At 66.6% G+C, this 12557-nt stretch carries 9 protein-coding genes and 2 pseudogenes; 2 read left to right on the top strand and 9 right to left on the bottom strand.

The genetic code is table 11. From position 1 onward, the window contains the following. Positions 1-51: 51 nt before the first annotated feature. On the top strand, positions 52-2499 hold the full coding sequence (locus tag J2S66_RS04530) for a hypothetical protein (protein ID WP_310304115.1): 2448 nt from the start codon (positions 52-54) through the stop codon (positions 2497-2499). 67 nt (positions 2500-2566) lie between these two features. Here the strand turns inward: J2S66_RS04530 and J2S66_RS04535 are convergent, their stop codons facing one another. From J2S66_RS04535 to J2S66_RS04555, 5 genes and pseudogenes are all read right to left on the bottom strand, one after another. Continuing rightward, positions 2567-3310 (bottom strand): integrase core domain-containing protein, encoded by a 744-nt coding sequence (locus J2S66_RS04535; protein WP_310304117.1) that lies wholly within the window; start codon positions 3308-3310, stop codon positions 2567-2569. Positions 3311-3403: 93 nt separating this feature from the next. Next, on the bottom strand, positions 3404-3661 hold the full coding sequence (locus tag J2S66_RS04540; RefSeq protein ID WP_310304119.1) for a hypothetical protein: 258 nt from the start codon (positions 3659-3661) through the stop codon (positions 3404-3406). A gap of 132 nt (positions 3662-3793) precedes the next feature. After that, positions 3794-4015, bottom strand: a pseudogene (locus J2S66_RS04545) (transposase); the annotation flags it as partial. Between the two features lie 54 nt (positions 4016-4069). Next, positions 4070-4813: an integrase core domain-containing protein gene (locus J2S66_RS04550; RefSeq protein ID WP_310304122.1), complete on the bottom strand. Its 744-nt coding sequence runs from the start codon at positions 4811-4813 to the stop codon at positions 4070-4072. A 101-nt stretch (positions 4814-4914) separates the two neighbouring features. Beyond that, a complete protein-coding gene (locus J2S66_RS04555) occupies positions 4915-5289 on the bottom strand; it encodes a hypothetical protein (protein ID WP_310304125.1) in 375 nt (124 codons plus the stop codon). A gap of 136 nt (positions 5290-5425) precedes the next feature. Between J2S66_RS04555 and J2S66_RS04560 the strand changes: the two genes are divergently transcribed. Then, positions 5426-7564 (top strand): DEAD/DEAH box helicase, encoded by a 2139-nt coding sequence (locus tag J2S66_RS04560; RefSeq protein WP_310304127.1) that lies wholly within the window; start codon positions 5426-5428, stop codon positions 7562-7564. A gap of 71 nt (positions 7565-7635) precedes the next feature. Here J2S66_RS04560 and J2S66_RS04565 read toward each other — a convergent pair whose 3' ends face one another. From J2S66_RS04565 to J2S66_RS04580, 4 genes and pseudogenes are all read right to left on the bottom strand, one after another. Continuing rightward, positions 7636-7893 (bottom strand): integrase core domain-containing protein, encoded by a 258-nt coding sequence (locus J2S66_RS04565; protein ID WP_310304130.1) that lies wholly within the window; start codon positions 7891-7893, stop codon positions 7636-7638. Positions 7894-8001: 108 nt separating this feature from the next. Beyond that, complete coding sequence (locus tag J2S66_RS04570; RefSeq protein ID WP_310304132.1) at positions 8002-8730, bottom strand: hypothetical protein; 729 nt, start codon at positions 8728-8730, stop codon at positions 8002-8004. A 196-nt stretch (positions 8731-8926) separates the two neighbouring features. Continuing rightward, a pseudogene (locus tag J2S66_RS04575) lies at positions 8927-9076 on the bottom strand (transposase); the annotation flags it as partial. A gap of 273 nt (positions 9077-9349) precedes the next feature. Next, positions 9350-12442, bottom strand: coding sequence for a TIR domain-containing protein (locus tag J2S66_RS04580; RefSeq protein ID WP_310304139.1), 3093 nt, complete (start codon positions 12440-12442; stop codon positions 9350-9352). Between the last annotated feature and the right edge of the window lie 115 nt (positions 12443-12557).

Here is a 12557-nt window from a genome sequence, read left to right on the forward strand (position 1 = left end):
ACTCGCAGCGGACAGTCAAATGCCCGGACACAGGGTGAGGTGCAGCCCGGTATGGATGAAACACCGTTACGGACCGGTCGTTCCCGCAGCGGTGCCCCTCCCTCGATCGACGAACAAGCCTTGCGTGGTCGGTACGGCCAACCTGCCGTCGACCTGGTGGCGCTTCTTGACCGCCTGGCTGGCGAAGGGGCGTTCACCAGGAGCGACGCTGCTCGGCAGTGGGCCGCGCGCGACTCCGACGGCGCGCGGCACCACAGAGTTCTCAAGATTTCCAAAACCGGTGCGGTGTCGATCGAGAGACGCCGGTTGTCCGAGATGATGAAGATGGACAAGGCCCCACTGCCCTTCGGGCTCGCTCAGGCGTTCCTCGACCTGTGGGCGAGGCACCGCCCGGTTGCCGACGTGCGCACCTTGTCCGAGGAGCTGACCCGACTGCACGCCGAGGTGGTGCGGGCAAGCCGGCCCATTGCCAAGGTGTCGACGCGGACCCACGAGTCCAGTGCGACCGCAAAGGATGCCGAGGTCTCCCGGCTCAAGGACAGGCTCCTCGCCGCGCAGCAGGACCTCATCGAGGCGCAGGACGACGCGGTCCGGTTCAAGGACTTGTCCGGTGTCCTGCACATCGCGCTGCTCGGCCTGCAGGACGCCTGCCGACGACTGTCCGAAGAGCGGGACAGGCTCCTCGCGAGACCCCAGGGCAGCGAAAGCGCCTCGCGCGCGCTGCACGACGTCGCTCATGCGCGGCACCAATTGCGGCAGACCCTCGAACGTGCGTTCGCGGCCGAGCAGGCAGTCCAGGAGTTGCAAGCGCAAAACCGTTTCCTGACCGATCGTTTGGAGGTAGTCCAACGCCAGGTCGAGATGTCCTACCGTCCTGTTGTCCGGCCTGAGACGCCCTTGGACAACCGCTCGGTCCCTGCTGGCAACTTCGGTGAGACGGATGAGGCGTCGTCCGTGGTATACGACCCCACCTTGCCGCCGTGGGTGGAACAGGGCTCCTCCGCCACCATGACAGGGGCAGTGCTGCCCCGATTGAGGTTCGGCTGGCGCCGACTGGTGCACGCGGTAACCGGCAGCCCCACAGGTCCGGGTGAGGACCCGACCGATGTGAAGCGACAGGAGTTGGTCGCGCACATCACCCGCCCCTTGGAAGAGCACCATAAGGTCGTGCTGATCGGTCTCGAGGAGGGCGCTGGCAAGACCACGATCACCGCGTGCCTGGGATCGGTTCTGGCGTACCTTCGTGAGCGCTCCGATCGGGTCATTGCGGTTGACGCCGACCCTGACCGCGGCACCCTGGCACTGAGAGTGCCCCGCGAGACCATGGCGACCGCGCGGCACCTCCTACGAGACGCCTCGTGGATCACCGAGTACGGCCACGTGCGCGCTTACACGTCCCAATCGCCCAGTCGGCTGGAGGTACTTGCCTCCGGGCGGGACCCGACGCTGCCCGAGGTGTTCGGCGATGAGGACTACCTGCGCGTCGTTTCGCTGGTGGAGCGGTTCTACGACATCGTGCTGATCGATTGCGGCACTGGCCTGACGCACCCGATCGCGACGGCAGTCCTCGACCATGCCGACTCGCTGGTGCTCGTGTCCTCCGGTTCGGAGGGCGGTGCGCGAAGCTCGGTTGCCGCGCTCGACCGGTTGCGGGATTCCGGGTACCACGACCTGGCCGCCAGGTCTGTCGTCGTGGTCAATTCGGTGCGGCCGGCCTCTGGTGGGGGGAACCCGGACGAGTCGACCGCGCAGTTGCCTCAGCGCTGCCGCGCCGTCGTGCACGTCCCGTTCGACCGACATTTGGGGCGGGGTACCGGAATTGAGCCGGACAAGCTCGCTGCCGACACGCAGCTCGCGCTTCTGGAGTTGGCCGCCGCCGTGGCCAGCGACTTCCGCGCACCCTCGACGGAGCACCCCACGGAACCCGTGAGGATCTTCCGGGAACAGGCGCCGTACACGGGCACGCCGATCCCCTGGACTGAAAAGTTGAACATCACGAACAAGCTTTTGGAGGCCGGGAAGGTTGGCGCTGATGACTTCATGAGGGCGCGGGACATGGCGCTGTACTCGGCCAGTTTTCCGAACCCGGAGATCGAAAAAGATTTCCACGCACTCATCGATCGCGTCGCCGGGGTGCCCTGGCTCCCGTTCCGCGCGGAGCAACCGTCAGATCCGAACTGGAAAGTATCGCAACTTTATGAGCGTTACCCGAACCTGCCGACCTCGGAGCAGGCGATGATCGCTCTCGACTCTGCCTGGGATCAGGGGGCCCTGACAGAAGAAGAGTACGTGTACAAGAGGTACTGGATATGGGAATTCGGGCGGCGTGCTTCCGCTCAGGTTCCGCGTGCCGATGCGATCTACGTCCTGGATGCCCGTCTTGCGCGAGGAGAAGTATCGCCCGATGAGTACGGCGAGCTTGCCGCCATCGTGAGGCAGTTGGGAGCTTCGTACCCGGAAGGATACCCCGCGCAGGTGATGGAATCCTGGCCGCTGTGAAACAGGCTCCGGGAACCGATCGGTGAGCCTGCGACGCTGTGCTTGCCGGGAATGTCGTCCGTGCAGGTCAGGCGGCGTGGTGGTACTCGTTGAGGATGCTGCCCAGTCGTTGTCGTCGGCGGATGTCGAGGCGGGTGGCGGCTGCTTGGTCGGTGGTTGGCTGTGGCAGCGTTTGTAGTGGTCGTGCGGTGTCGATGCCCTGGTGGGGTCGGTGGGTGTTGTAGAACCTCTCGTACTCGCGCAGGGCGTACAGCAGGTGCGGTTGGTTCCAGATAAGCGTGCGGTCGAGCAGTTCGCGTCGGCAGCTTCGGATCCAGCGTTCCATGATCGCGTTCATCCGCGGTATCCGAACACCGGTGAGGACGACCTGGATGCCGGCGTCGGTGAGGACGGCGTCGAACAGAATGGGATACTTGCCGTCCCGGTCGCGGATCAGGAATCGCGCGTGTCTGCCCGCGTCGTCGAGGTCCATGACGAGGTTCCTGGCGGCTTGGGTGACCCAGGAAGCGGTGAGGTGTGCGGTGGAGCCGAGGATGCGGATCCTGCGGCTGGTGTGCTCGATCACCGCGAGCACGTACAGGCGGGTGCCGTTCACCGTGCGGGTCTCGAAGAAGTCGCAGGCCAGGAGCGCGTCGGCCTGCGAGCGGAGAAAGTCCGGCCAGGTCGTCGAGGTGCGATTGGGAGCGGGGTCGATCCCAGCGTCCTTGAGGATCTGCCAGACGGTGGAGGCGGCGACCTTGATGCCGAGTAGGAGTTCTCCGTGGATCCGGCGGTAGCCCCATGTCGAGTTCTCCTGGGCCAGGCGCAGCACCAGGAGCCGGATCGAGCGGATGGTCCGTGGTCGGCCGGGCCGCTGGAGGCAGGACCTGGCGGCGTGGCGGCGCGCGAGGAGGTCGCGGTGCCATCACAGCACCGTCTCCGGACGGACCAGCAATCGGAGCCGATGAAGCGTGGTGGCCGAGAGTCGGTGCAGCAGTGCCGCGAGGAACGCCCGGACGCCGGGGGAGAACCGCGGACGGGCGTCTCCGAGTCGCCGTTCCAGGACGGTGATCTGATGCCGTAGCGCCAGGATCTCCGTGTCCTTGTCCCGGTCGCTCATGGGCAGCAGGCGCAGCAGCGCGAAGGCGTTGGTCACGCTCAGGTAGGCCAGTCGGAGCAGCACAGCCGGTCATCATGCCGTGTCGGCGGACGACGCGGTGGACCTGCGGCCGCGCCCACAAGTATTTGGCTCTGCAAGCTGCACAATGCTTCAACCTGCATGGATGTAGTTATTGAGATGAAAGTATTCGGTTGCCTACATGTCGGCGTAGCGGACGTGCGGGGCCCGGAAGTAGCCGCGGACGAGGTGCGGCTGTCGCTGGCGACGGCGCAGGAACCGACGGGTCTCGTGGGCGAGGCGGTCGACGTTGTGGGCCCGTGAGGCGTTAACGTTGCGTTTCAGGTCGGCGCCCCGCAGCTCGTCCGGGTTCAACTCCGGGCTGTAGCCGGGCATCAGATGCAGCTCGACCCGGTCGGCGTTGTCCTCGAGCCTGTGGGTGTCAAAAGTCGGTCACAGGGCCCTGACCTGCGGTTAGGCGACTGCGTGTTCGTACTCGTTGATCAGGCCGCCGAGGACTGGTCGGCGGCGTATCGAGTTGCAGCCTGGCTCTGCGATCGGATGGTCTGGTTGTGGTGGGGCGAGTTGTAGGGCTTGGTGTGGTTGGCGGTGGTTGTAGTGCTTCGCGTAGCGCTGCAGCACTGCCCGCAGGTGGTGTTCGTTGATGATGAGCAGTCGGTCGGTGGCTTCGCGTCGGACCGTGCCGACGAACCGTTCGGCGTGGGCGTTGGCTCGCGGGCACCGTGGTGGGATCTTCGTAACCTGGATGCCTGTGCCGGAGAGGACCGCGTCGAACGAGGTGGTGAACTGGCCGGCCCGGTCGCGGACGAGGAACCGGAAGCCGTCAGTCCGGTCGCCGAGGTCCATCACCAGGTTGCGGGCTTGTTGGGTGGTCCATGCCCCGTCGGGGTTGGTGGTGGTGCCGAGGATGTGGACGTAGCGGGTGGCGACCTCCATCACGAAGAACACGTAGACCCGCTTGAGGGTGACGGCGCAGTCGACGTGGAAGAAGTCGCAGGCCAACATGCCGGATGCCTGGGCGCGCAGGAACCGTCGCCAGGAGGTGTCGGTGTCGCGCCGGGGAGCAGGTGGAATCCGCAGGCGCTTGAGCAGGCGGCGAACCGTTGACGCGGCTACCCGGTGGCCGAGCTTGAGTAGTTCGCCCTGGATCCGGCGGTAGCCCCAGCCGGTGTTCTCCCGCGCCATGCGCTCGATCAACGCTATGAGGGTGTCGTCGACCGGCGGTCGCCCGGTGCGGTTCGGGTAGGTCCACTTCCGCGCGGCCAGTCGTCGGTGCCATAGCAGGATGGTTCCCGGTGTCACCAACCGGTACTGACCCAGCAGCCAGGGAGTCGGCGAACCAGCGCGGCGAGTACCGCGCGATCGGCCCAGTCCAACTGCGGGCGAGGGTTGGTTCGGCGCAGCACGGCGACTTCGTGCCGCAGTACCAGCAGTTCGACGTCCTTGGCCGCGGAGGACCGGCCGAGGAGCACCAGCCAGTCACCGAGTCGGACGAAGATCAGGTACAGCAGTCGTGACGCCACACCCCACGATCGTGCCCTGGAGGTCCAGCGTGCGCGATCGTCGCAGCTCAGCATCCCAGTGCAGAGTTCTGACACCCACAGGCCGATTTCGACCTCAAGGGCAGCAAGATGCTGGAGGGCGCGGGCCGTGATCGACGATCTGGCGCGCATCAACCCGAAGATCGAGGTGGTGCTGAAAATCTGAGCGTTTGTCGGGATTCCGTGTGCGTCCGGAAGGCTGACACCCGCATGACCGATGTTTCGTTGCCCTGGTCCGGTGGAGACTGCTGGGGTGGGGCGGAAGGGTGTGGCGGGCACGTCGGTTCGCGGACAGGCCAGGAAACTGCTCGGGCAAGTGGACCGCTTGGTCGAGGCCGGTACCGCTCATTCCGAGCGTGTGGACCACTTGCGGAGGATCGGTCAGGCGCAGGTCTCCCGACTGGTCGACGCTGAAGTCTACGCCCGGTTGGCCGCACGTCCGGTCACGGATCTACGTGGGCGGGTGGACGAGCGGACGAAGCTCAAAGCCCTGGTGGACGCCGGGTACAAGACCGTGGCGGAACTCCTGGCGCACGACACCTCGACGTTGCGGGAACACCACGGCGTAGGCCCGCATACCGCGCAGCAGGCCGCCGAGGCGGCGAGGGAACTGGCCGACGAGGTCCGCCGCGGAGTCCGGATCCGCTTCGACCCGAAGCGTCCCGATCCCGACTACACCGAACTCCTATGCGTCATCGCCGCCCTGCGGCAGGCCGTCGCCACACGGTCGGCGGTGCAGGTGCGGTCACAGCGATTCTCCGAGCGTGTGGCGTCGGTGGCCCGTGCCGCCGCCCCGGCGCGAAGCTGGTGGCGTATGGCCCTGACCTGGGGATCGCGCAGACATCGCGTGCTCGACGCCGTGCTGGACCTGGACGGCGTCCTGACCTCCTCCGAGGTGTCCGGCTTCCGCGTGGAACTGGAGGCGTTGGGCCAGGCGACGACCCCCGCCGTCCACGCCAGCACCGTGTGGGACTCGTACTCGCGGGACGCGGCGGGTTTCAACGCGCTGCTGGCCTCCCTGGGCGGTCGGGGTGACCTCGACGAACACGAAGGGGCCCAAGGTTTCTTACCGCAGGCCGCACGGCATGAGGTCGGCGCGGTCGATTTGAACACCACAGGCATGAAGACGGCGTTGTTCGGCTATCAGGCGTTCGGTGCCCGGTTCGTGATCCTGCGGGGGAAGTGCATCCTGGGTGATGAGATGGGCCTGGGCAAGACCGTGCAGGCCCTCGCCGCCATGGTCCACTTGGCTGCGGTCAAGCCGCACCGCTTCCTGGTGGTCTGTCCGTTGACCTTGCTGGGGAACTGGTTGCAGGAGATCGTCAAGCACACCGACTTGACCGCGTACAGCCTGCACGGGCCCGGGCGACCCGCCGCGACCCAGGCCTGGCGGCGAACCGGAGGCGTCGCGGTCGTCACCTACGACACCGTCCGTACGTTGAAGGACCTGAAGCCGCTGGCCGCCGACATGCTCGTCGTGGACGAGGCGCATAGGGTGAAGAACCCCGACGCCCGACAGACGGAGCAAGTCCGCGTCCTGGCGGAAGGGACCGAGAGGGTCCTACTGCTGACGGGCACGCCCATGGAGAACACCGTGTCGGAGTTCCGCGTCCTGGTCGAGCACCTCGACAAGGGGCTGGCCGCACGTCTGGCCATCGGGGGCTCGAGCCCCGATGCTGAGGAGTTCCGACGTCGGGTCGCTCCGGTGTACCTGCGGCGCAACGTCGAAGACGTGCTCACGGAACTGCCGAACAAGATCGAGATCGACGACTGGGTGCTCTCGAGCCCGCAGGACGCCGACGCGTACCGCACGGCCGTCGCCACTAAGGACGCCATGGCGATGCGCCAGGCTACCTTCGGACCCAGGTCGGAGAAGCTGAAGCGGCTGATGGAGATCGTGGACGAGGCCCGCGACGACGGGCGCAAGGTCATCGTCTTCTCCTATTTCCACCGCGTGCTCGACATCGCCTCCGCTGCGCTGGGCGACGGAGTCGTCGGCCGATTGGACGGCAACACCCCGGCCGCACGGCGGCAGGGACTGATCGACGCCTTCACCGGGAAGACCGGGCACGCGGTGCTGCTGGCGCAAATCGAGACGGGTGGCGAAGGGCTGAACATCCAGGCCGCGTCGGTCGTGGTCATCACCGAACCGCAGTGGCGTCCCAGCAAGGAGGACCAGGCCGTCGCCCGTGCCTACCGCATGGGCCAGGTCGGCGTCGTCCAGGTCCACCGGTTGCTCGCCAAGGACACCATCGACCAGCGCATCCGGGAGAAGCAGGCCCAGAAAATCGAGGCGTTCGACCGGTACGCCCGCCCCAGTGACACCAAGGACGCCGACCCGCGGGCGATCGACCCTCAGGAACAAGGGGAGATGATCCAAGCCGAGTACCGGCGTCTCGGCCTCTGATCCGCATACGCCTTCGAGGTTATGTCCCCCGTGCAGGCGTTGCTGTGCTTGCCGAATGTCGCCCGTGCTGGTCAGGCGGCGTGGTGGTACTCGTTGAGGATGCCGCCCAGTCGTTGCCGTCGGCGTATGTCGAGGTGGGCGAGGGTCGCCTGATCGGGGGCTGGCTGTGTCAGTGGTTGTAGTGGTCGGGCGTTGGCGATGCTCTGGTGGGGCCGGTGGGTGTTGTAGAACCGCTCGTACTCGTGCAGCGCGTGGAGCAGGTGCTGCTGGTTCCAGATGAGCGTTCGGTCGAGCAGTTCATGGCGGCAGCTGTGGATCCAGCGCTCCATGATCGCGTTCATGCGCGGGATGCGGACTCCGCTGAGGACGACCCGGATGCCGGCGTCGGCGAGGACGGCGTCGAACAGTGCGGGGGTACTTCCCGTCCCGGTCGCGGATCATGAACCGCGCGTGTTTGCCCGAGTCTTCGAGATCCATGACGAGGTTCCTGGCGGCTTGGGTGACCCAGGAGGCGGTCGGGTGCGCGGTGGCGCTGAGGACTGGATCCGGCGGCTGGCGTGTTCGATGACTGCGAGTACGTAGAGGCGGGTGCCGGTCAGGGTGGTGGTCTCGAAGAAGTCGCAGGCCAGTAGCGCGTCGGCCTGTGAGCGGAGGAAGGTCGACCAGGTTGTCGTGGTGAGTTCGGGTGCCGCGTCGATTCCGGCGTCTTGGAGGATCTGCCAGACGGTGGATGCGGCGATCCTGATGCTGAGTACGAGGAGTTCGCCGTGGATGCGGCGGTAGCCCCACGTGGGTTCTCCCGTGCCAGGCGCAGCACCAGGAGCCGGATGGAGCGGACGGTTCGTGGTCGGCCGGGCCGTTTGGGGCGGGATCTGGCTGCGTGGCGGTGGGCGAGGAGGTGTCGGTGCCGGCGCAGTACCGTCTCCGGGCGCACCAGTAGCCGGAGCCGATGGAGGGTGGCGGCCGGGAGTCGTGCGGCAGTGCCGCGAGGAACGCGCGGTCGCCGGGGGAGAACCGCGGACGGGTGTTGCCAGTTGGCGTTCCAGGATCGTGATCTGGTGCTGCAGCGCCAGGATTTCCGTGTCCTTGTCCTGGTTGCTCATGAGCAGTAGGCGCAGTAGCGCGAAGGCATTGGTCACGCTCAGGTAGGCCAGTCGGAGCAGCACAGCCGGTCATCATGCCGTGCTGGCGGACGGCCCGATGGATCTGCGGCCGCGCCCACAAGTACCTCGGCACTACAACCTGCACACGGCTTCAACCTGCATGGATGAGGTTTCGGCAAGCACAACGCCCGGTGGACGTTGCCGCCGCCCGCTTGCTCCGCCGCGATGAACGGGTGGACGTTCATCGGATCTCCTTGACGAAGAAAGCCGTGGCGCGCTTGAGGATCTCCACGTCCTTGGTCAGTCGGCGGTTCTCCCGCCGCAGCCGGGCAAGTTCCTCCCGCTCGTCGGTGGTCAGCCCGTCGGCGCGGGTGCCGGCGTCACGTTCGGCCTGCACGACCCACTGCCGCACCGCGGTCTCGGTCAGGTCGAAGTCCTTCGCGACCTGACCACCGAACGGTCACCCCGCGAGCACAACTCCACGATCTCGGCCTTGAACTCCGGGGTGAACGACCGCCGGGGCCGCCGCTTCTTCCTGCCCATGGGCTCCATGATGGGACATCCCTCCGGGGACAGGCGTCCCCTGATCTCGGATGTCCGCCAGAACGGGTCAAGCCCACGTCGGTCGTGCACGGCTGGACGTGCTTGGCCATAGCGTCGTCGATCGAGTTCCGGCGCGTGTTCAGTGGTGTGGGTGTCGGGATCGGGTGACCGCCCTGTCCTCGGCGTTGGGCTTCTGCTGGAAGGTCCGATTGATCAAGCGTGTCAGCTCGACCAGGGTCTTCTCGACTTCCTCGCTGGGCAACTCGCCGAGCGTTCTGCCGCTCGGCATGGCCTGATAGTGGGCCAGTTCGGGCACGTCGTGGAACATGCTCGGTCCCACCAGCAGTGGGACGACCCGGCAGCCGCCGTTGCGCGCGGCCATCAGCAGGGGCGGCAACTCCTCGGTGTCGATGAAGTCCGACGCGAAGAAGTCGGCGCTGACCAGGAGCACTGCGACCCGGGCCTGGTCCAATGCGGTGGCGATCTCGTCCCGCCACCTGTCACCGGCCTCGATGTGCAGATCAGACCACACGTCAACCACGCCCTTGCGCTGCAACGGCCGGAGGTGGACTTGCACCCGGTCCAGCCAAGCGCTGTCGCGGTGGCTGTAACAGATGAAGATTCGGTCCCTGGGCGCAGCCTCCCGCTTGCCCGCGATGTCAAGGAGCCGCTGCCTGCTAAGTTGCCGCAGGTAGAAGACGAACTGCGGGTCGTCGACAACCAGCCTCCGTCCACGCGGGTCGTGGAAGAGGTGCGCGGCGATCTCGGCGTTGCCCCCGGTCGCCCCGGTGGGCAGTCCTTGGGCGAATACGCGCTCGACGGCACTCCGCAGGTCCGGTTTGCTCCGGACCAGTTCCTCGAACGGCAGGATCCCGTCGTCGGCTTCGGCGAGGCCGAGCAGGAGTTCGACGCAGAGGACGTCGTCGGAGCCGTCGAGCGTGACGAATTCGTCGACCGCGCGCCGGTACTTCAGGTCCAGGTCGCGTGTGACCTCGACACGAGCCCGCTCAATGTCGGTGCGTACCACGACCGGGTCGGGGGTGGTCTGCTCGATCCCCGCCATCATCGCGAGTGTCAGGCACAGCATCTGCGCAGTCAACAGACTCCCGGCCGAGGCCATGGCGATCTCGACCTTGCGGTCGAAGGTGATGTTGAGCGCCGCTTCGCCCTTCTCCACCATCCGCAACAACAAACTCTCCGGCACCCTCCCCAGCCGGAACACCTTCACCCTCGTCGCGACGTCGAAGCCCACCTCGATCAATCCGCGTGCGGTGTCGGGGATGCCGACCAGGATCAGCTTGCCCTGTGCAGAATCGTCGTCGGCGAGCGCCTTGATGTAATTGGCGAGCCGGTCCTGGAGGTCAACGGACAACCGCTGGAAGTCATCCACCGCGACCAGACCGGTGTGGCCATCGAGTAGTTTCCGGATCTTCGGCAGGTCGGCGGGGACCCGAGCGCTGAGCACGGACGCTTCGCCCAGGCGGTCGGCGTCCTGTGCGAAGGCCCGTCGCAGAAGGGTGGTCTTGCCGACTCCAGAGGGGCCTTCGAGGATCACTCCTAGGCCGGGCTGCCGTAGCGCCATCCGGAAACGAAAGAAGTCGTCGGGTTCCACGAAGGTGAGCGTCGGCACGCCGGTCTGCTTGAACACGTCTCCCAAGTCGAGCACCGCCTGGTGCGGGCGGGACTGGACGGGTGTCGAGGCTGGGCTGGCGTCGCGGGTCGTCAGGCGGACGGCCTCCACGATGGTTCTGATCGCTTCGTCCCGACTCGCCCACTGGCTGACCGGGACACCATCGGTGGGCAGTGCGACCAGCCTGCCGAACACCGATGTCTCCCATGAGGTCGGCCTCAACACCACAGGAAGCAGGGTGAGCCTGCGCTCAGCGTGCCACTGGACCGCGAGCCGCAACTCGCGACTGGTGCCATAGCCGGTCGCGAACAGCTCCCGGCTGACGACGAGCAGCACCACGTCCGCGTGCCGAACGGCCGTGTCCACCTGCTGCTCGGTCTCCTCGTCCAGCGCGCCCACGGCCCGCAGGTCGACCGACAGCCATAGATCTTCGGTTTCGGGCACGGACAATGAATCCGCCACCTCGGCCGCGAACGCCTGGTCCGTCACCGCGTGGACGACCACGACCCGTTCACCGCGATCGCGATCGGGGAACTGGGCGGCTGGCGGTTGCCGGATAGGCGAAGGCGTGCCGGGGAAATGCGGCGAGGTGACGGGCTTGGCGCGTTCTGACGGCGTCGCCGCGGCGAGGAGTCGTTGCCGTGCGGTCTCCGCGCTGTCATGCACGATGTTGACGACGGCGTCGAGTGGGGTGGAAGGGAAGGGGTCGACTTGGACCACCAGCGTGCGCGCACTGGCCTCGGTCAGGTACTCCCGAGCTCCTGAGGTGGCATCGACCGACCGGAGGAATTCCATGGATAGCACGACGACTACCCGGTCGGCCCGGTCGAACGCACCTTCCAGGCGATCCCTCGCGTTCTTGCCGGGACGTACCAGGTCGGCGTCCAGTTCGACGGTGTAGCCAGCGTCGCGAAGGTGCCAGGCGATCCAGTCGGCCCACCGCCGGTCAGCGGCCGTGAAGCCCACGAGGAAGTCGCACCGCGCGTTGCGCAGGGATGTCGACACCGGCGGGAGCGGCGCGTCGGGTAGCCGGATCCAGGCCGTCGTGTCGAGCTCCTTTACCGCGACCCGTACCCGCCGGTAGGTCTCCGGCTGGCTCTCCGGCATGTGCTGGACGACGTCGGCGTAGAAGGCGTCCGAGACCACCATTCCGAGCAGGCTGTCCGACTTGGCGAGAGCCGTGCGCAGTTCCGCCGAGTCGAGGAGGCGGAATGCCGAGATCAGTGCATTGCTGACTACGCCGTGCGCGTCGAAGCGGACGTCGCCGGAGTGCAGCGCCATCCGCAAACGGATCTGCGCAGGACCCTCATGAACGGCGTTGTACTGGCGCAGACCCCTGACCAGCGCGTCCGGCAATCCGTCGACGAACGCTGCACGAGGCACATCAGCAGGGACCATGATCACCACGCCGTCGCCGCGATCCTCGACGTGACAGGAGCCCCAGAGGATCCCCGCACCCTCGAGTGCCGTCCGCAGTAGTTCGTAGAGCCCACCGCGAACGGACATCTGATGCGCGGGGGTACGCCTACGGTCACCGAACCCCACAACGTCCACGACGACAAAGGTCCGGAATGCCGGGATGGATGGTTCGACCTTCGCCATACTACAGATTATGCCCCCGAAAGGCTCACTGGTCACCGAAACGCCGTGCTCGCCACCGGGCCGAAGTCGTTGAACTGACGACTTTGCACCGACGATTCCTTGCCGCATCGAAGTG

The organism is Saccharothrix longispora (assembly GCF_031455225.1).
GTDB classification, from domain to species: domain Bacteria; phylum Actinomycetota; class Actinomycetes; order Mycobacteriales; family Pseudonocardiaceae; genus Actinosynnema; species Actinosynnema longispora.